The organism is Rhodococcus sp. NPDC076796, assembly GCF_040702765.1.
Lineage (GTDB): Bacteria > Actinomycetota > Actinomycetes > Mycobacteriales > Mycobacteriaceae > Rhodococcoides.
Map to the genome: position 1 here is coordinate 1 of NZ_JBFBMS010000018.1, position 19,730 is coordinate 19,730.

General features: G+C 60.3%; 19 protein-coding genes and 1 pseudogene. 7 read left to right on the plus strand and 13 right to left on the minus strand.

The window, feature by feature from the left end:
- Window positions 1-356: 356 nt before the first annotated feature.
- The 4 genes from AB0366_RS26365 to AB0366_RS26380 form a co-directional block, all read right to left on the minus strand.
- On the minus strand, window positions 357-1,022 hold the full coding sequence (locus AB0366_RS26365) for a hypothetical protein (protein ID WP_366246565.1): 666 nt from the start codon (window positions 1,020-1,022) through the stop codon (window positions 357-359).
- Between the two features lie 315 nt (window positions 1,023-1,337).
- Complete coding sequence (locus tag AB0366_RS26370; RefSeq protein ID WP_366246566.1) at window positions 1,338-1,763, minus strand: ABC transporter permease; 426 nt, start codon at window positions 1,761-1,763, stop codon at window positions 1,338-1,340.
- A gap of 98 nt (window positions 1,764-1,861) precedes the next feature.
- The gene (locus AB0366_RS26375; RefSeq protein ID WP_366246567.1) at window positions 1,862-2,242 is read right to left on the minus strand and encodes a hypothetical protein; all 381 of its coding nucleotides are present in this window, start codon (window positions 2,240-2,242) and stop codon (window positions 1,862-1,864) included.
- 276 nt (window positions 2,243-2,518) lie between these two features.
- Window positions 2,519-3,634, minus strand: a complete 1,116-nt coding sequence (locus AB0366_RS26380) for a hypothetical protein (RefSeq protein ID WP_366246568.1) — start codon at window positions 3,632-3,634, stop codon at window positions 2,519-2,521.
- Between the two features lie 408 nt (window positions 3,635-4,042).
- On the opposite strand from AB0366_RS26380, the gene AB0366_RS26385 reads away from it, so the two are divergent.
- Together AB0366_RS26385 and AB0366_RS26390 are read left to right on the plus strand one after the other, a co-directional pair.
- Window positions 4,043-5,230 carry a Cmx/CmrA family chloramphenicol efflux MFS transporter gene (locus AB0366_RS26385; protein ID WP_366246569.1) on the plus strand — a complete coding sequence of 396 codons (1,188 nt, stop codon included), beginning with the start codon at window positions 4,043-4,045 and terminating at the stop codon, window positions 5,228-5,230.
- A gap of 116 nt (window positions 5,231-5,346) precedes the next feature.
- Window positions 5,347-5,652: a phosphotransferase gene (locus tag AB0366_RS26390; protein WP_366246570.1), complete on the plus strand. Its 306-nt coding sequence runs from the start codon at window positions 5,347-5,349 to the stop codon at window positions 5,650-5,652.
- Window positions 5,653-5,923: 271 nt separating this feature from the next.
- On the opposite strand, the gene AB0366_RS26395 is transcribed toward AB0366_RS26390, so the two are convergent.
- Window positions 5,924-6,160, minus strand: coding sequence for a hypothetical protein (locus AB0366_RS26395; RefSeq protein WP_366246571.1), 237 nt, complete (start codon window positions 6,158-6,160; stop codon window positions 5,924-5,926).
- Between the two features lie 262 nt (window positions 6,161-6,422).
- On the opposite strand from AB0366_RS26395, the gene AB0366_RS26400 reads away from it, so the two are divergent.
- Window positions 6,423-7,127, plus strand: a complete 705-nt coding sequence (locus AB0366_RS26400) for a hypothetical protein (protein ID WP_366246572.1) — start codon at window positions 6,423-6,425, stop codon at window positions 7,125-7,127.
- A gap of 538 nt (window positions 7,128-7,665) precedes the next feature.
- Here the strand turns inward: AB0366_RS26400 and AB0366_RS26405 are convergent.
- Together AB0366_RS26405 and AB0366_RS26410 are read right to left on the minus strand one after the other, a co-directional pair.
- Window positions 7,666-7,878 carry a hypothetical protein gene (locus AB0366_RS26405; protein WP_366246573.1) on the minus strand — a complete coding sequence of 71 codons (213 nt, stop codon included), beginning with the start codon at window positions 7,876-7,878 and terminating at the stop codon, window positions 7,666-7,668.
- A gap of 512 nt (window positions 7,879-8,390) precedes the next feature.
- A complete protein-coding gene (locus tag AB0366_RS26410; RefSeq protein ID WP_366246574.1) occupies window positions 8,391-8,759 on the minus strand; it encodes a hypothetical protein in 369 nt (122 codons plus the stop codon).
- A 170-nt stretch (window positions 8,760-8,929) separates the two neighbouring features.
- Here AB0366_RS26410 and AB0366_RS26415 point away from each other — a divergent pair, with 170 nt between their 5' ends.
- The 3 genes from AB0366_RS26415 (at window position 8,930) to AB0366_RS26425 (ending at window position 11,871) form a co-directional block, all read left to right on the plus strand.
- The gene (locus AB0366_RS26415) at window positions 8,930-9,280 is read left to right on the plus strand and encodes a hypothetical protein (protein ID WP_366246575.1); all 351 of its coding nucleotides are present in this window, start codon (window positions 8,930-8,932) and stop codon (window positions 9,278-9,280) included.
- Between the two features lie 335 nt (window positions 9,281-9,615).
- Entirely contained in the window at window positions 9,616-9,828 is a 213-nt protein-coding gene (locus AB0366_RS26420; RefSeq protein ID WP_032370879.1) for a hypothetical protein, read from the plus strand.
- A gap of 213 nt (window positions 9,829-10,041) precedes the next feature.
- Complete coding sequence (locus AB0366_RS26425) at window positions 10,042-11,871, plus strand: hypothetical protein (protein WP_366246576.1); 1,830 nt, start codon at window positions 10,042-10,044, stop codon at window positions 11,869-11,871.
- A 203-nt stretch (window positions 11,872-12,074) separates the two neighbouring features.
- On the opposite strand, the gene AB0366_RS26430 is transcribed toward AB0366_RS26425, so the two are convergent.
- The 3 genes from AB0366_RS26430 to AB0366_RS26440 form a co-directional block, all read right to left on the minus strand.
- On the minus strand, window positions 12,075-13,247 hold the full coding sequence (locus AB0366_RS26430) for an ATP-binding protein (protein WP_366246577.1): 1,173 nt from the start codon (window positions 13,245-13,247) through the stop codon (window positions 12,075-12,077).
- Between the two features lie 247 nt (window positions 13,248-13,494).
- Complete coding sequence (locus AB0366_RS26435; protein WP_366246578.1) at window positions 13,495-14,490, minus strand: hypothetical protein; 996 nt, start codon at window positions 14,488-14,490, stop codon at window positions 13,495-13,497.
- A 199-nt stretch (window positions 14,491-14,689) separates the two neighbouring features.
- Window positions 14,690-14,896 (minus strand): hypothetical protein, encoded by a 207-nt coding sequence (locus tag AB0366_RS26440; protein ID WP_008720325.1) that lies wholly within the window; start codon window positions 14,894-14,896, stop codon window positions 14,690-14,692.
- 347 nt (window positions 14,897-15,243) lie between these two features.
- On the opposite strand from AB0366_RS26440, the gene AB0366_RS26445 reads away from it, so the two are divergent.
- A complete protein-coding gene (locus AB0366_RS26445) occupies window positions 15,244-15,729 on the plus strand; it encodes a hypothetical protein (RefSeq protein WP_287452637.1) in 486 nt (161 codons plus the stop codon).
- 255 nt (window positions 15,730-15,984) lie between these two features.
- Here the strand turns inward: AB0366_RS26445 and AB0366_RS26450 are convergent, their stop codons facing one another.
- From AB0366_RS26450 to AB0366_RS26460, 3 genes and pseudogenes are all read right to left on the minus strand, one after another.
- Window positions 15,985-18,534, minus strand: a complete 2,550-nt coding sequence (locus AB0366_RS26450) for a DEAD/DEAH box helicase (RefSeq protein WP_366246579.1) — start codon at window positions 18,532-18,534, stop codon at window positions 15,985-15,987.
- Between the two features lie 26 nt (window positions 18,535-18,560).
- Window positions 18,561-19,373, minus strand: coding sequence for an ImmA/IrrE family metallo-endopeptidase (locus AB0366_RS26455; RefSeq protein WP_366246581.1), 813 nt, complete (start codon window positions 19,371-19,373; stop codon window positions 18,561-18,563).
- Between the two features lie 84 nt (window positions 19,374-19,457).
- Window positions 19,458-19,661, minus strand: a pseudogene (locus tag AB0366_RS26460) (helix-turn-helix transcriptional regulator); the annotation flags it as partial.
- Window positions 19,662-19,730 lie beyond the last annotated feature (69 nt).

Genomic DNA, 19,730 nt, shown 5'->3' on the forward strand with positions numbered 1-19,730 from the left:
TCGGCCTGGCACCGACGACAGGACGGCACTGCATGTCAAAGGTCTAATACGCGTACGGCGACGAGTTATTGCATCAGATGAAATTGGTCATATTTCATTGCCGATAACAAACCTTATGTCAGGTAAACCTCTGCATATTCTGTGCAACAACATGTTTCGCTCCTGTGCTGATGCTGACCGACCTCGCGATTGTTGGCGTAGATGCAGCGTTGGCCGTAACAGCACTACTCATATTGCTGCCCATGCTGCGGCACATCGCGCCGCCGCAAGATCGGAATAAGGGCAGCGGGTTGGAACGGCGCGATGATCGCGGTAAGGGCGGCCGTGGGAAGAGCGAAGACGTGCCCGGAAAGCAGCTAAGACTTCCAGCCCAACGTTTGTGCGAGGTCAATAATCTCGCGCTCGATGCGTGTCCGGCTTTTCGGCTCAGCTCGCCATCGGGCCATCAAGTCACCGGCAGCGTAGATGGCGGCGATGAAAGGTCCGCCGACGTCGGCGACATCGCCGCCGTCGCTACCCGAGTTGTCGTTCCAAATGTGCCCGCCAACTGCCGGGAGGACAAGGCCGTCTCCGACACGCGCCGACCACATGCGGCTGCAGAGTCGTCGCCCCGCCGCCGCAAGTCCGTCACCCAGGTCGGTACCGAGACGTAGGTAGAGCTCGTCACGCAACTGTGCCTCTTCAACCGGCAAATCCCACTCCCCATCGACCTGCTGACCACGCTGCCACCGGGAGACGATGCTGCCGACGTGACCGGTGATCGATGGCGGGACAAGGGGCACGGGCTCGCCCAAGGCTGCCGAATCCGATTCGTGCGCTGCCTGGAAGTGGGCGCAAGCCCATGCGAAGGAGTCCGGAGCGCCGTCGTCCGCGGCCCAGCGGGTGGCTTCGAAGATGAAGTTGTCGAACAGATTCCGACGGTTCGGAGCACACCTAGGCACTGTGTCGGCGTCTGAGGAACCCGCCAGGTGGAACAGTCGCTCCTGGACCTGCTCCTCTACCTCCAGGATATGCATCGCCATAGTCTAAATGTCACGCTCAGGAGCTCATCTGCCCTCGGGTCACAGAACAAAGCCCAACAGGATCGCTATCTGACCGGTCAGCGTTGCAATAGGATCGGACGTGACAAAGACTTGGTCACTTGCAGCGGGTAGACGTCGGGTTCGGTCCCCGGGATGACTCACTTCCCGCGTATCAGTTAAGGACACTGACGAGCAGAGCAAACAACATCGAATTGTCCAGTCTGCCACTGCACCCATTGTGCAGCAGCATGGTTCACTCATGAGATACGTTGGCTACTCGGTGGTTTCGATGGAGCGGATGCAGACGAGCAGTCCTCAAGCCAATTCGCCGGGACTACCTGCAGGTGTTTTCCGTCGTGGGACCGCGCGTTGGAACGACGCGTTGATCGCTCCGACGGCGGCTATGGGAAGAGCGAAGATGAGCAATTCCGAGTAGGAGTCACTTGTGACGCTCAGCAGCCCTACGACGAACAGACCGAGGAGGACGATCACCGCGAGCCAGGATATCGACTTCCGCATGGCGATGGCCGCCACCGCGGGTGGCGTCGCGAGTACGAGTCCGACGCCGACCAGTGGCCAAACTCCCAGTACGTCGACGGCTCGGTCATCGCATTGGTAGGAACTGCTCTCGCCGATCTTCAAACACGACGTCGACATATCGAACATTGTCAGCGACGTCGCGTTCCACGCGGTGAATGCCAACGCGGCCACGGCCAAAGCCCACCACACTGATCTCGCCATGCCCGCAGCCTAACCTTCACGTGCGGACATTCAACGCTTCAGCGTCGAGCGCGAGTCCACGGAATCGCGATGGTCCGGCTACCGGCGGCACTGCAGGTCTAAGGGAAGTCCCAATAGAGTTCGCCGCCCTCGACGACCGGAACCCATCCTTTGCACGGGCGGCTGGTCTCGAGGGAGTCTGCGACGTCGTGGAGCATCGCTCCGATCGAGGGCCAGCGCATGGTGCCTTCGTCGACGACGTCATCGCTCGCGAACCCCACGACGCATCCTGCGGCATCCCCGTCGCGAGTGTCGACGACGAGTCGCCAGCGGGTGTTGTCAGCGGCAATCGGAATGAAGCTGGGGAGGTAGGTGAACGCGGTCGTTCCGGCAGGATCTGCAATCAGCTGCCGACCTTCGATCTCTTCCAACGCTGTGGTGGTGTCCGCCCAAATCCCGACGAGGCTAAGCCAATCGACGACGAGCTCCGTAACTGTCATTGGCCGGTGACCAGGCAGAACCTGAGGGAAGACGCGGCCCTGGTCGCTACCGTTGTGCATAGTGAACCACTCCCTCAACTCTGGCGTCCACGTCCGACCCGTCGCACTCTCGGCGTCTCTGACGATCCTTGGTTCGGCGGGTGGGTTGAGTCCAGCGGCAGTGACGGGCGCGTACGCGTCGCACCACGAAAGAAGTCGCGCCCACTGGTCCATAAGGTGCGTCATGAACGGATCGTAGCGGCGGAACCGATCACGATCAGAGTCATCCTGGAGGAGTCATTCACCTGAAATATCGAAGCGTTCCCTCAATGTTGCGATGAACCCTTCGTATCCGTCCATACCGAATGTGTCCACGGCACACATGTAGGTTTCCAGAGTGCGATGCAACGCATCGTAAGGGACGGGCTCGTAGAATCCGGCCAGCGTCTTCACGGCCTCGTATTGCTGTAGCGACTCGCGCCTGGCCGGTACGCCGGGAACGATCCGTTTCGGGATGGCCGGATCCCACTTCACACGTTCGGCCATATCGAAGTAGTCCTCGTCGAGTCGGCGCTGCGCAATCGCACGATCCGCCCACTCGTTGACCCAGGGATAGTTGTCGAGCCCGCTGACCGCGAAACATGTTCTGACGCAGAAGGCCTTGAACTCGTCGAGAATCTCGTCGTCTTGCTCCGCGAGCCAGTCGACCAGAGGTCGGTCGAGGAAGGCCAGCTGTCTCGCGTACTCCTGGTGCTCGAGCTTGCCTTCGAGAGGTCGACCACCATAAGCCCGTTTCAGAGCGCTGGCAGCGCGACCGAGATCTGACTCAAGATCAACTTTGCGAGCGACACCGTTCTCGTCCCGGATGTAGATCATCGTCCTGTCCGGCCACAGTTCGGTGTCATCCGGCGGCTCGTCGGACCACGCCTTATCCGTCTTTTTCAGCGTTGTAACCACAGGTGGTGCGGTGAGGTCGTCGCGGTGTGTGGGCCAGAATTGGAGCAGGTAGTCCTCGACCGGTTCTGTCACCTCCTGCGAGGTCGACGTATCGCGGCCACGTGCGTGTGCGCGAACACGGTAGGCCCCTGCAGCAATCGGCTCCAGGCCCTCCGAGGGACGCCCGTCCAGTGATCGCACTTCGATTGTGGCCGACGCGTTGATGACCGATTGTTCGACTACTTCCCAGTTGTCGTACTCGGCGGCGGGCTCTGCCTGCCACACCTGCACTGTTACGCGAGCAGGACCGTAGGACACGCCCGTGTATGTGGCCAGAAATCCCGGACCAACCTCGATCAACGTGCCCTTCGCCTGCACGTCGAGAGTGTCCGTGTCGTCGTTTGCGACCACGAATTGATCGTGGTCGACCTCGACGATTCCCGAGGTCTGCAGAACAGGTTCAGTATCTCCGGCCACGGAGACGACCCTAGCGGCAGCTTCACGCATCGGCTTGCGGGATGCAGAGCAATACGACCAGTTCTGATATGCAGGGATACCAGCAGAGTGCTGTAAATTCCTGCGGCAGTGCGTCTCTCATTTCGAGTGATCGAGCAAATTGGGTGATTTCCTGCGGTCGCACACCGACTTGGGTTGCTCCTCGTCTCGGCCGCCACTCGACTCGGCGACGCACCGAGTCTGTAGTGTGGTGGTCATGACGAGTCCCGAATCGGACAGAGCGGGGGCTCACGGTCACGCCGTCAGCCCCCTGAAACTCTGAGGTTCTAGCCTCCCCGTCCACGACTACCTGTGGCGGGTGATCGAGCAACTCTCGGGTTGGCCTGGTGACGAGACGCCCTTTGTCAATTCTCACCTCGGAGTTACTCGATGCCTTTCGCTCTCTACCTGCTTGCTCTTGCTGTTTTCGTCATGGGTACATCGGAATTCATGCTTGCGGGTCTGGTCCCGGCGATCGCCGACAGCCTCGCCGTATCGGTCGGTTCCGCCGGCCTACTTACGTCGGCTTTCGCGGTTGGGATGGTTCTCGGTGCACCCGTCATGGCTGCGTTCGCGCGCCGGTGGCCCGCGCGCGCCACGCTCGTGGGGTGCGTGGTGATCTTCGCGGTGTGCCACATCGTTGCGGCGCTCACTCCCGCGTTCTCCGTGTTGTTCGCTACTCGTGTTGTCGCTGCAGTCGCGAACGCCGGGTTCTTGGCGGTTGCGCTGAGCACGGCGACCCGTCTGGTTGCACCGGATCAGAAGGGCCGCGCGTTGGCAGTGCTGCTGTCCGGCACGACGATTGCGACCGTCGCCGGTGTCCCTGCGGGAGCACTGCTCGGCACTGCACTGGGTTGGCGGGCCACTTTCTGGGCAGTGGCACTGCTGTGTGTACCGGCAGCAGTGGGGATCGCCGCAGGCATTCGCGGCAACCAGCGAACCGTGCAGGACGGGACTGACCGTGACCATTCTCTGAAGACCGAGCTGGCTCAGCTTCGAGCGCCTCGCCTGCTTGTCGTGATGCTGCTCGGAGCGCTCGTCAACGGCGGAACCTTCGCCGCATTCACCTACCTCGCACCCGTCATCACCGACACCGCCGGCCTGAATACGGCGTGGGTGCCTGCGGTGCTGGTGCTGTTCGGCACCGGTTCCTTCCTCGGAGTTGTCGCGGCGGGGCGTATTTCAGACACCCGCCCCCGGCTGCTCCTCGGGGTCTTCGCACCCGCTCTATTCTTGGGTTGGGTTGCTCTCGCGGTGCTCGCTGCACACCCTGCGCTGCTACTGATCCTCGTGTTCACCCAAGGCATTCTTGCTTTCGCGGTGGGGAGCACTTTGATCGCGCGGGTGCTGTACGCGGCGTCCTCCGCACCGACGATGGGCGGTTCCTACGCGACAGTCGCCCTGAACATCGGTGCTGCTGCAGGACCTGCCCTCGGGGCGGCAGCACTGTCAGGTACGGGCAACCTCGCTGCAGTGGGGGTCGCTGCAGCCCTGACCGGAACAGCACTGCTCATATTGCTGCCCGCGCTGCGGCACATCACACCGCCGAACAAGCGTGAAAAAGTACGCAAACCATGAACGAGATGAGCCAACGATGATTCGGCTCGCTGTCGGGCATCTAGGTCTTGGGGCGTGTTCTTCGCCTCTCGATCGGCTTTAGTGCTACTCATCGCAAGAATGACGGCCCGTGTCATGTGTTCGTCACCGGTAATGATGTTTCCGGTGTAATCGATTGGTCCGAGGCAGCGCAAGGTGATCCCTTGTACGACTTGGCAACGTTGACGCTAGGTCACCCGGAGCGTCTTGATGACGTCGTAGAAGGCTACGGCTCCGACATAGACCTCGATGTCATCCGCGGTTGGTGGTCGATGCGTAGCCTGAGCGGGGCGCGCTGGCTGACCGAGCACGGCTTCGACCCGGCGGCTCCGGGCTGCGAGGTCGATGTCCTCAATCGTCAGGCGATGCGCCCACCACGCGGGATAAAGCGACCCAACCAGTAGAGGCGCCGCCTGCCTGACGCCAAAACATCGGCCCATTCCTCGCGAGCGCGGAGCAATACGTCCAGTCTTGATATGCAGGGTTACCGGTAAACCTCTGCATATGCTGTGTCGCAGCATGTTTCGCCAATGCGCTGACACCGAAACCAGTCGGCAATTCCAATGGAGCGGGTTCGACGAACAGGCAAAAGCGCCCGGACTGCCTGCCGGCGTTCGCCGGTGTAGGACAGTTGGTTGGAGCGAGCTCCGACGGACACCGTTGCAGCTGGAATGCCTATGGGCCAGGATTGTAAGAGGTCCACCCTTCGCCCGGAGCTGATTCCTCTTCGGGGTCGGTCGCGAGGAATCCGTCGTCGACGGTGTTGGAATCGGGTCGCGAGTCCTCGATGAGGTCACGTGCGGTCCGTGATTCGTCACCGTCGATGGTCGGTTCTTCCAAGGCGGAATCGTAGTCGTCGTCCGTTTGGTCGTCGATGGGCTGGCCGTCTGGTCGACTACTTGGATCGCTCACGGTGCTGGTCTCCTGTTCGGTTCTTGAGACTGGCGTATTCGAATCGCGAGTCATCGTCCATGCGCCTGCCAGGCCCACGACTAGTAATACTGCTGCCGCCGCTGTTGCGACAGACGCCTTCGCGCTTGCACGCATCGCACCTCCGAGCTCAGTGTCCCGTCGGTGCGCCTCTGGCACACCGACCGGACGGATCTATGAACAGGCTATGCGTCTAGCCGTGGACAACAACTGGCGTGTCTGAGCCCGCCCCTAGGATGTCGTGATGCCTTCGCGCCGCCCCGATCCCGCTGCACAGATCGTGTTCGACGCCTACCAACGCACCTCTGGCCCGGTGGCCTTCCTGGATGAGTCGTATCAGGCCCCAGACGGTGTTGCTGCACACCGGGACACCTTCTATGTGTTCACCGCCGTCATCGTCGAACTTGACGCGATGGATGAGCTACGGGTGGGCATCGAGAGCATCGCCGACGGAACGTACTGGCACACCACGAAAGCGCTGCAAACCTCAACTGGAATCGACCAGACCCGCGACATGCTCGACTTCCTCGCCGATGGGCACGAAGCATGTGTGATCGCGCACCAAATCCCAGTCGGAGCCGACGACACCGACGCTCAGACCGCGCGGACCGCCTGCTATCGCCAGCTCGCGATCGAGCTCGGAGCCGGCCGCGACGATGTGTGGCCAGCCATCGATCTGTTCGTGCTCGAGGAACGCAATCAGAGCAACTTCCGCAACAAAGACAAGGCCGACCACAAAGTCTTGGTGTCCGAGAAACTGATCCCCCGAAACACCCGGCTCCTGTCGACGTCACCACGCCACGAGCACCTGCTGTGGCTGCCCGACCTGGTCTCAATGGCCTATCGGCGGACCCTCACACACACCAACAGCACCAGCAAACTGTTCGACGTGATCGCCGACAATGTGCACTTCGTCGAGGTCAGCGAGCCGGAGAAGGCCCAGAAATGAAGCAACCCCTGGCTGCCGTAGCTACACCAGGGGCCAGACCGGCTGTCGAGGCTCACGCCCGGAGGACCGGTTCCTTGCTACTCATACGATAACACCGCGCGCCCAGAATTCAATCCCGGCGCATTCACTCCCACCGTTCACCCGTCACCAGGAGGCCCTCACGTGCCGGGGAGCGGTTCGACCTTCGCGCACATCGCCGTCCTGATCATATTCGGCTCCATCGACAGTCGAGCGGGTCAGTGCATCTCCGACCTGTGCGCCTGCGCGAAACATCGCGCGATCTACCGATAACGCGTCCCATGTCAGGTGCACCGTCAAGTTTCATTGACGGACGTGGGCGCTGACCGCCACCGGGCCAGGAGCAATACGGCCAGTTTTGATATGCACGGTTACCAGCACTGCATATTGTTGCAGCGCAACACTTATCGTCGTCTGCACGTCTCGGCGGCGGATCGATGCGATGGGTCCTGACCCACGACAGACATCCTTGATCGGCTACAGGACACTGTGCCGCGGTTCATGCGTTGCTCGAAACGAATTAGGTGGGCTTCTCCGGTGTCTCGGCGTCGAGGTAGCCCCACCAGTCGATACCGTTCTTGTCTTGCCGGAGGTTGTTCGCGACGGTCCCCAACGGTTCTCCGATATCGAAATCGGCCACTTCTCGCCCGAAGCGCTCAGCGTCTGCCGTCTCCGCAGCAGGAGGCGGTCCCGATTGTGTCATCCGAATTCCCAGAGTCTTCGCTTCAGTCATGTACCGGTACACAACGCAGAACGCATCCGGGCCGTCCGTCCACGCGTCGGCAACACCGACACCCCACGCTTCGGACAACGAGCTCGTCGACAGGCGACGCAAGCATGAAGCCAAAGCCGATTCCGCCCAGGTCGACGACAGCTCACCGTACTGTTCCAACAGTTCACGGTGCCTGGAGGTGTATCGCCGGGCCGATGGAGAATAGTCCTGGGCAGCAACTGTTCCAGCAGGAAAGTAGTCTTCGCGCAGTCCGTGCTGGTTTCGATCCATGATCTGCAGCTTAAGACGGGCAGCGGCACCCTCGGGGAACTGTGTCAGCGACTGCCCTCACATGCCCCACGTCGGGGCGCAGAGCAATACGACCACTTTTGATATGCAGGGTTACCAGCAAACCTCTGCATGTTGCAATTGATGAATCATCCAGGTTCGACAAACTGGCTGCGTACATCCTGGCCATGCAGCACACAATTTGTCTGCGAATCGATCGCGTTTCGCGACCCCATCGACATGGGTCAGGCGTGGTCCGGGCCGGAATTGGACAACCTGCCTGGATCGAGCGAGCTGTAGAACACACGATTAGTCATGGTGTCGGCCGCATCGTTGAACACACCGAACGCCGACTGGAGCAGCTCGTAGGCAGGGGCCAACTGGGTCTCCTCAATTTTTGCTACCAGTGCGGAGGCCCATCCGTAGACGCCGCCGTGTCCTGGAACGGGTTTTCCGAAAAGATCGGCGAGGGCCTCGCCGCGGTATCCCATCTCCACTAGGTCGTTCTCGGTACACCAATCGTCCCTAGGATTATGAACGTACTCGTCCTTGATGCCTTGTAACGGCTTCACAGGACAGTCGCTATCGGTCGATGGCGTTGCAGGTTCGGACATTTCGGCTTCCCTCCAGTGAGTCCAACATGAACGAGCGGCTTTGGCTGGGCCCATTTTATTGGCCTCCCTTTTGACTGCTCAACGTCTGGTTTCTTATATCCGACCGGATTTCGTGGCGGCCTCGCGCAGTGACCGAGCGTGCGCCGATGTGAGGTTTTACAGTGACGGGTATGGCCAAAGACGAGTATGTCGGCGTGGTTGCGGTGCCTGATCGTGTGCTCGACGCGTTCGCTGAAATTTTGATCGATAGGATCGATCAACTTCTTGATCGGTTGACCGACCGCGCCTTGGCTGCGCCGACACCGGGATCAGCGGTGTGGGAATCGGAATGGAACGACCGCGACACTGATTCCGGTCGGGCTCGTGCCCGCGAACGGTCCAGAATTCGTACAGAATTGGTTCGTCGCGCGGGCTCGGGTCTGGGCATGATCGGCTCTGCTCCCCCACCCCACCCTGCTCGAAAGCCTGGCGTGAGAGCCACACGTGGGCGCGTTGACGACCGTCAGCTGGCTTTCTTCTGAAGCGTTGCGGTAGTGGAACTTTGGTCCTACCTGGGCGGTTGCTCCGGGTCCTAGAGCAATGCTAGGTCCGGTGACGGCGTCTATGTTAGTACTATGTTTGTAAGTGTGCGGTACGTTAGCGAACATGCAAGCCGAGGGGATTTGGTCGAGCTCAACTTCCGCTGTCCCAGGTGCATCCTGCCCCTGGGATGGCGGAAGCCAGCCGTCGGCCCGTCCAGGCTTACATCGATGTAATTCATCGAGGTGCCCTCGGCGTGTCCCAACGCTTCGAAAATGATTCTGGTTCAGGATAGACACCGGTTGGGACCGCGGAAGTAGACGAAGGAGGCCGTGCCATGCCGATGCCCAGTAAGGGTGACCGGACGTCGCTGACTGTCCGACTGCCGTCGGAGCTGATTGACACGCTCAAGGCGCAGCGAAGCTCGGCTGGCGCGACATCTCTGAGTCAATACGTCGCTGATCTGATCGCGATTGCCAGCGACCGCGAAGATCTTGCGCGCGAACTAAATCGCGCGCATGAACAGGGGGTACTGCCCTTGACTGCGTAGCCGTCTCGACCTGAATCGACATTCGGGTCTTAGTCCAACTAAATCTACGCAGCACCCTTGAGATGACAAAAACCCCCGGCGTGCGGGCCGAGGGCTTCTGAAGTCAGAGAAGCGAGTGACTAGCTCGCAACTCGTTCTGTGGTGCTCTTCCCCGAAGGGACTGTCTTGGCGGACATGTCTCAGGGTACATCGTGCCCTGAAGTAGGTACAAGATTGAATGCTCGTGTCGTCCATCCGGATGCGACTGCAGACCGGCTGTGGCATCGATTCGCACCGGCCATTGCTGCCCGCCGATCGATGAGGCTGTACGACCCGACGACGCGTAAATACGTGTCCGCGGGGCCGCTGACGGTCAAAAGGCCGGCACTGCCAGCAGCTGTGCCGCTGTTCTCACGCGGGCGCGCCGGCGTCGTTGCCCTGGACTTCGACACCAAACACCACGGCCACGCCTCCGTTGTCGCTGACGTGACGCGTCTGCAGGCGTGGTTGTCCGAATGCGGTGGCCGCGCAGTAGTCGACGAATCGACCAGCGGCGGCCGACACGTGCTGATACCGCTGGCACCGGGAAAAACAGTCACCGCTGACGAGGTCCGGCCGTTGCTGCGCCTTCTCTCGGCGCGACTTCCCACGTTGGACATCACACCGATGACCAACCACAAAAGCGGATGCATCACAGTCCCAGGCTCGCAGTGCAAAGAAGGTGGCCACCGCACCCTCGTCGACCTCGACCCTGCGGCAGCGTCCGACATCCTGACCGTCGGGTCCGATGCCGGCACACTCCAGCGGCTCGAAGCCCTGCTTGGAGGGACGGGCCGAGCGACCACCAACCCGATCGACGCCCACATCCGAGCCGAGACATCGGCAGAACGCGTCCTCGGCAGTAGTAATGACGCCCGGCTGCATCCGCGTTTCTGCCGCTCCACCCCGCCGCCGCGCTGCGTCCTCGACTTCGCCCGCACCGGCCGCATCGACACTCGCCGCTGGCCCTCACGCTCGGAAGCACGCCAGTCCGTCATCACCCACGCCGTCCTCTCCGGCGCCAGCACCGCTGACATCCTCACCCGCGTCACCGAACCCGCCTGGGCGGGTGTGCGTGCCGCCTACGCCCGCTACGCCGAACCCGAACGCGCCATTCGCCGCGACACTGCCCGCGCTCTCGACTGGGCCGCATCCACCCTCCCCGACCCAGTCCGGGATACCGGGCACAAGCAAAAGCACACAGGGGGTACCTACGATCCGGTACTCCGTTCATGGCTTACCCACGCTCAAACCTGGGTCGCTTCTGAGTTTTTTCATCGGCGAGATCGATGGACTACTCATGCAGTCGTTCAAGCCTTGGCGTGGGCTGCTGCAGTGTCCGGTCAAATAGTCGAAGGTGTTCCCACTGTCGGTGTCGGTGGGCGGTCACTGTCCATCGCCGCCGGCATGCTCCCGGAAACTACGGTGTGGTCAGTTCTGGAGCGGCTGCGGGACATGGAGGGTTCCCCGGTGTTGCTGATCGAGCGTGGGGTAGGTCAGAACCCCGACCGGTACGCGTTGGTTTCCACACACGCGGGACGAGCGACATGGATCGACACTTCGGCAGGGCCAGCAGAGGTCGAGTCCGTACATCCGGCATGGAGTGTCATCGGATGGCGTCACCGCGTCCTTTACGACGCAGTGGTTGCTGCAGCAGAACCCTTCACCCCGGACGAGCTGTTCACCGCAATCGGGGTGGGACGCACCAGCGGGTACGAGGCTTTGTTGGATCTGCGCGTTGCCGGTCTGCTCACGGTCGAAAACGCCCATATCGGTGTCGGGCCGGTTGAACTCGACGACATCGGCCATCGTCATGGCCTCACCTCGGCCGTCCGTGCCCGCATCGTGCGCCACCGCGCCGAACGCATCGTGTGGCGAGAATGGCTCGCAGCACGGGAGGAAGCACGTACCCCGCCGGAACCGAATCGGTCGCTGTTCGCGATCGCCGACGATCATCCGGCCGATCCACCCGATCACGACTACATCCTTGCGGTGTTGAACACCGGCCCTCCGGACCCGTTCTAACGCACGGTGTACCGGCCACGAAGCCAGGGCAGACGTGAGCGCCGGGGCTTGTTCGTGTCGCTCGCTCTTGCCCGCCCACCGCGCGGTCGCATACTGCAGCGTCGGACCGAATAGGGTTCGTACACCGGCGTCGCTGTGTGCTGCCGGCGCTGCACGACCCGTCTACGTGCTCGATTAGACGTGGTCGACGTGCGTTGTCGAGATCAAAAAATCGGAGCGTTGGGTTGACGGCGAATGAAGTCCGCCATCCCGGGGACGGTGAACGCAATCAGGCCGCGGGCGGGAGACCAAATGAGTCCTTTGCGTATGCAGGAGTCACGGTGCGGTGCCATCGATTGCGGGTTCGATCCGAGCGCCTCGGCGAGGGCTGCCGTCCGCGGAGTATCGGTTCCGCTGCGTGCGATGGCAACCAGATAGCGTTTTTCGGCTTCGGTGGCCCGTAGCCACCTAGAGCTGTAGAAACCGGAATCGAGCGAGGCGTGGCCAGTGTCCACAGCGTCCTCGGCGTCGGCCAGTGTGAATGGGGATTGCTGGGCTGCCTGCCAGAGCTCGTGCCCGAACACCTGAAGGAAATACGGGTATCCATCGCTCGCCGCGACGATGTAGTCGGTCGCTTCGACAGAGATGTCCTGGTTCAGTCGGGTGATGGGTGTGACGATCGCATCGCGGGCCTGATCGTCGGCGAGCGGACCGATGGTCCTGTAATCGAACTGGCGCTCTGCGTACGACCGCGCGTCGGCCAGGGCTTGCGCGAGGTTCGGCAGGCCTGCACCACACACGAAGAACGGCCACTCGCGCTGGGCTGCACGGTGTTGGGTCGCCAGGATCACCTGCAGGAGCGCCGGCTCGAGTTCCTGCATCTCGTCGATGAACAGCCCCAGCGCGGTGCCGTCCTTGCGGAGTTCCTCCGTCAGATCTTCGACGAGGTCCTCGAATTCGACGCCCAGGGACGGCTTCTCGGCACCGGCCGATCGAGCGAGCTCGACTCCGACACCGAACGCGGTGGCGGACACCGAGAACTCTTCGGTTAACTGCCGGATCTTGTTCGCGACCGGGCCGGCGAACTGACGACGACGTACAGCGCGAGAGATGTCCTTGGCGATGCGCCGCCTCAGGGCCTCGGCACCTTCCACACTGGTCTGGGCTTCGACCTCGACCACCACCCAATTGTGGCGGCGGGCTTGGTCGGCCATGGTGGCCAGGAGCGTGGTCTTGCCTACCCCTCGGAGTCCCTGCAGCATCAGCCCACGGTCGTACCGCTGTCGTTTCGTTCGAGCGATCAGCAAGTCGAATCGCTCGAGTTCGGCGGTGCGCCCGACGAGTTCGGGTGGTCGGGTGCCAGACCCTGGTGTGAAGGGGTTCAGTCCGTACTCCATGCACCTAGACTATCGGACTGTATCCGACTATATAAGATCGATACTTATACAGCTGGATACAATTCGATAGACGTGCAGCTGGAGGATCCGCGCAGTTCCAGTGAGATGGATGCGTCGTTGAGTGATAAGCGTTGGAAGCTCCGGGGATCCGCCATTCGGTATCCGGTCGCATCGACGAAAGGGTTCGTGCTACCTGCTGGTGCACGGTGCATATGCTCCGATCGTGGCAGATCTCGAGTTAGCCTTCTCAGGCGCTATCACCGTCCGAGGACGAGTCGAGGAGTTGCAGGGTGCGTTGTAGGAGTTGCTCGATGCGGTCTTCGACGTCGTCGACCAGATCCGGTACATCGGCGAGCGCCGTGTGCGCGCGGCGACGTGCGTCGACACCCGAGCGGTAGTACCCGGAGTCGAGCTCCGTCGAGACCGGCTCCGGAGCGGCGATCGGGTCAGTCCGATCGCTACTGTCGGATGGTCTGATGATGGGGCGACGTGGGGTGTGCAGTGGAGAAACGCCGATGCGGTGCCTGGCGATCACCGCTCCGACTTCAGCGGCGGTCATCGCCGTGACCGGCAGGGGCAAGTGACCCCACCGGTCGATCGGCACCGCGACCGGACCACCCCGGACCGGCAACGCAGTCATGGCGGGAAACGTGTTGCGCTGCAAATGTTCTGCCAACAACGTTGTCGAGGGATAGTGCTCGGAGAACTGCAAGACCGAATTCCACCGGTGCCATATTGTGGCCGGCTCGAAACCGGCGGCATCATTGGGGGCGACGCGGACTCGGTGGCGGCCGCCGATCCACACACTGTCGCCGTCGGTGGTGATGTCTACGCGGTCGAGTCCTGCAATAGCGCGGTAGGACAAGCCCGCTCCAGCGAGCACGAGAAGGACGGCGTCGCGGCGGCCGAACAATGCCGGCGTCGATCCTAAGATCGGCAAACCCGCTGCGATCACCCGGTACTGGTCTGCACGCCGGATCGTTCTGTCGCTACGTGCCGAGTCCAGTGCCATCCGAATCGACGTGACTCGCCCGGGCGCAGGATGGCCGGCATCGAGATGAGCGCGGTTGATCGCGGACACCCGGCGCAGCTGAACCGCCTGACCGGCAGGGTTGTCATCGAGGAACTCCGCCAGCGTGATCGGCGACGCGGGAAGAGCCTCGACGTCGGTACCGTCGCACCAGTCGGCGAACAGAGACCACTGATAGCTGTAGCCGCTCACCGTGCTCCGTCTCGGTGTCACAAGTGCGACGGTACCGGGCTGAAAGGCTGACCGGATCGGGACACAGCTGTGCCCGCTGCGAACTCGGGCCTACGCGTGCAGATGGGTGTCGCAGTCGATTGTCGAGGCGCTGTCAGGCCGCAGGCATCGATGTTCGTTTGCGCTCGAGCCACAGGACCGATTACGTCCTGTGGCTTCAGCGTGTGTGAGTACGGGAGACTTATTCGGCGAGCTTGGCGATCGACTGCGCCCACAGGAAATACTTGTTACGTCCGAGATCGCCGATGGTCTTGATGTTGAACGCCGCCTTGAGATGCTCAGCATCGCCAGGGCTGACGCCCTGCAGTGCCTCGACGGGTGCGTCGACGAGCTCGGTGAGTGGCTTGTCTTCGTACGCTTTGTCGAGCTTGTCAGCGATTCCAGCCATGGGGATCTCTCCTTGCGTATCGGATAGCGGTGCCGGTTCGACACCGCCCCACGAGGGTACGGAACCCCGCTGAAAGCACGCTGTCCACACGTGCCCGGATCGACGACGCTTTGACGGACAGGGGCTCCCACTGGCAAACCGGTTTTCGAGACCCACATCATTGTGGGAAGCGGAGAAACGGCGGCAGTTGCGTGCAGGGCTTGCTGACCCCGAGTCCGGCCTGTTGTGTACAGAGCCTAGGCGTGGAAACGATCGTGTGAAACCCGTTCGCGCCGCCGTGAGCGTGGTCTACTGGGCGAGGTAGTCGGACACTCCGGCGTCGGGGCCACGTAATCGAGGAGTCCACTGTGAGAGTGTCTGCTACCCGAACCGTCCTGGCTGCTGCCGCCGCCGCAATCCCGCTGTGTTTCCTGACCGCGGGAACTGCCTGTGCAGCTCCGCAACCGGCAACTCTGGACGCGACCGGTGATGCGACGCAGATCGCGCTACAGTTCACGCTTCGGTCGAGCGGGTACCAAGACGTGTTCTGTCAATATGACGTCCGTCCCGAGGGCGGTGGACCATTGATCGCAAGCGCTGCAACTCCCCTCACGTTCGATGCGCCACCGGCTCCGATCATTGTCGGCCCCGCCGATCCTGGCATCTACGCGGTCATTTGGGGCTGTTTCGGCGACGACGGCATCGTCTACGAGCAGATCGCCGGATCGCCCCAGGGTTCCCCCACATTGGTCACAGTAGGTGCACCTGTCGGTCCGGTCACCGGATCGGCAGGTTCCTCGAATGTCGGACCAGTGAGCTTGAACCGAATGCTCGCAGAACTTTTCGGTAACTGAACGGCCCAATACAGCTGCTATTTACCACACGGGGCTAGCCGAAAGTCTCGTCGACAGTCATCCAACGTCGAACGCAGGACCCGCCGCGAGCGCGACGATGCCCGAGTCCCACCTCAGTGCCGCGAAGTGCGGCATAGGCCATCGAGTTCAGTTACCGCACCGTCAACCAGTGTTGACGTCTTGAAGGCGCTGCGCCCCCCGACACTGAACCTTCCGCCACGGAGTGGTGTACGCGCAGGAATCATTTGTAGCCTGTTAGCGGGACAAGGGATTCAAAGTAAAGGTCTCGAAAACGTCGGTTGCAAGCAGGCCTGCATCATTCATCTTCTTGCTGACCAATGCACGCCTCGCAGCGCTATCCGATATGGACGCTCCCGCCAGCATTTCTTCCCACACGCCGCGCAACCGACGTGCGGTGCTGCGAACGATGTTTAAATCGATCAGATGCACATGAGGTTCCGGTGTAGCCGACGCCGTCGTATGTACTGCTGACTTCGGCGACACGATGATCGACGCGCTTTGGACAGGCGCTTCAACCCCAAGATCCCCGGCGTAGTCGCGGATTTGGGTGTTGACCTGCCGTATGTCACCTTGAGAAACTTGACCACTTGGCTTGTGCTCGCTCTTCGCATCCAAAATGAGCCACTGATGCTGGCCCCATCGCCAGGCAGCGTCAGCTCGGCCTTCTCCAACTGGCTTTTCAGAATCTGCGCCCAGGAAGGTACCTAAAGTGACAAGCCCGGCTTCGAACTTATCGTGCTGCGTAGCAGCGAGGTCGTCGGTCATCTGTTCGAGCTGCCGCACCGCTGACCCCTGCGCACCAGGGGCCAACAACCGCGTGATGGCATCGATCCCGATCGCGTCGGCGGGCGCCTCACTCTTCGACCGGTCAGCTCCCGCGGCAATGTCCCTTAACCACGGTGCGTTTCTGGAAAGTCTGATGCCATCCTCCATCAATTGCTGGGATTCGGCTGGACCACGACCCACCGCTTCGTCGATGTCGGAGGCCCATGTTGAGCTAAGAACGGATATAAACGCCCGAAAGGGCTCTGAGCCTTCTATACGCGCGAGTTCGTTAAGGGTCTTAACACCCTCTGCTACTGCAAGTTCCAACGATCCATCCCAAGCTGCGTGAAATGCCCTGACCTCGTAGTTGACGGCGCTCCGCAGGTCTCCTGACTCACCCTCCCACGTTGCACGTTCCCGATCAATGACCTCGCGAAGGGCCGGCTCTGCGACATCGAACCACGCATCTGACTGTTCTAGGAACTCTGTCACATTATCGATCGTGTTATTGTCGTCACCCACTTCAGAATTCTTGATGCCGAATCGAACTTCACCTGCCAGGCTGGGTTCAAGGGAATGCGATGCAAGTTCACGAGACAAGTAACTAACCAGATCGCTGTCGTAGACAACGACGACCGCGTGATCCGATTGCCCCCTCGTGCATCTACCAGCTGCCTGTGTGAACCTGGATCGCACACGTGTACCGAGGGGTCCGAAAATTCCGGCACGTTCGAGCATGAACCTTTCTTGCAATGATGCCTGTCCTGGTTGCCGCACCAAAACGATTACACGACATGAGTCGCCGGGTAGGTCGATACCATCGAATCGTCCCGCGAGCGGCAAGACTCCGTGGTCAGCCGAGCGAAAATCGTTGAGGACGGATTGCGAAAACGACGAATCGCCAATCTCATATGATGGGTCGGGGCTTACTGCGCTAGCCACCTTGGTGGCAGTTCTACGATCACTAGTGATAACAACGGCTTTCTTGCCAATTTCAATAATTCTTTTTGTTATTGATTCACTATCACCATCTTCCGTCAAGGTGGGAAATACAAAGAATTTCCGTCCTGATTCTGGTTTACCGGCCGTTGCGGGAAGTGGAATCCTTTTAATTTTGGATACGCCAAAAGAACGTTCAAGCTCGCCCGAGTTGCCTAACGTGGCCGAAAGGTATATGTGTTTCGCGTTAGCGAATGGACTGTTTATGTGTGTTGGAGGCAGGTATGGTCGAATCAGGATTTCGGCGGGAGAGACGTAGATGAGACAAGACGAGATTCCGGGCCGGATCATGCGAGCGGGATAGACCTGTTCGGAATCTAGCTTGGCAATGACGTCAACCAAGTTTTTTCTTGTAGTCGGATTTTGCAGCGGAACAATCAGGCGGATATCTCGCGAACTGTGAGTTACGTTTGAACTGACGCACTGTTCGTAAAAAACGCCATCGAGTGACGGTCTAACTGCGTCAACAAGTTGCTTGTATCTGATGGGATCGTCAATCGATTTAACTGATAGCGAGTAAGCCTCGGCAACGTACTGCTCCGCCGCGTGCGCATCATCAAATATTATTAGGCCAGGGCTGCCAATTTGGGGGTTAGTGTTGAACACGCTTGAGTACGTGGTGACTGCTATTTGCTCAGTCGCGAAGTACTTCTGCGCTTGCCGGGGGTCCCAACTATGATGCGAGCCTACCAAGAGCGACGCGCGTATTCCTTCCTTAGTGGCAGCCTCAACTACGCTCTCAGCCAGCTGCACGGTCGGGCATGCGTACAACACCGCACAGTTTTTGGTCCGGCGGTACCACTCGGCGACTAGTAAGCCAACAAGCGTTTTCCCAGTACCAGTAGGTAGCTCTAGGGCGACATTACGGTCGTCAACGAACTTGTCTGAATATGCGGACAGCATTGCTGACTGGTGGGCCCATAGACTCGATGACGATCCCGACCTTCTTACAAGCCTGTCGTAGAGATCTACAGGCGTGTCGGCCGACTCGTCGGCTCGATCAATTCCAACAAAAGCCATTGAAACTCCTATGCATACGGTAATGGCTAGTTAGTGGGGTCTGGTGTACGCGAAACGACCTGCCGAAAGAGACTGAGTGGGGCACGGCACTCCGACAGAAGATCTGATTCCGTAAATCCACCTTCTAAAAGAATTTCAATTGAACGGGCTAGCAAAGACGGCTGCTCGAGTGCTGCAGTTAGTCCTGGCTCGTGTCGACGCCACCCTCTGCTGGACACTGTCATCATCGCGTTTCGATAAGAACCATCCGTCAGAAGATTCAGGCGCCGCGATTTGTGCAAAATAGCCTGCATGCTGGCACCCCAATCCTCCTTGAGTCTTCCTAGCTGTACCCAAGTTCTGCTGTTTATCGACGTTGGCAGAGACTCGCGGATCTCGAACTCTGGCATCAAGAATTCTGAAGCAAATCTATTCGCTTGCTCCTCGACTACTCTGCCGCCAGGTTCGGAATCACGGTGCATAATCAGATGTCCTAGCTCATGCGCCGCGTCGAACCGTTGGCGGTAGTAGTCGTCTTTCAGGGGGTTTAAAATGATAAGCGGACGGTTATCGGTATCGAACGAAAAAGCATCGACGCTAGATGCGCCGGGCGTGGAAAAAACGACAATAATCCCTTTGTTTTCTATGAGGCGCACGACATGGGAGAGTGGGCCGTCAGGAAGGTTCCACTCTGCCCGTAACCACCGGGCGGCATCTTCAGGTGTCGGGGACGAGTCAGGTTCTAGCGGAACAGAGAAGTGTGGCAGGACAAGTTCGGGTAACTCGACGTATTTTTCGATGACTGAAGCAATGTCCGCGGCAACCTGACCGTATGACGTGGCTTGATCGCGAACGGTCAACGTAGTCGCACGTAGGGATCGAAAGTGTGGTGCCCCTGACAGGCGAGAAGCATTCGATGGTCGTACTACGAAGAAACCTGGGTCAACTCCAAGTCTTACAGCCAGAGCGGCGACAGAGGAGGTAGACGGTCGCTTAGCGCCAGATTCCCAACCGGACACAATTGTCGGACTTTTCCCAATACTTCGCGCTAACTCACTTTTTTTCAACCCAGCTAGTTGGCGTGCGAGAGTCAACCGGTCACCGTCAAACAGTGCTGAGGCGTCGGCAGATGAAGCACCGCCGCTCATTCACTGCCCCTGCGTTCTACATCCTCTCGAGGACGCAATCGAACCGGTGCATCAGGCACGTCGGTTGAT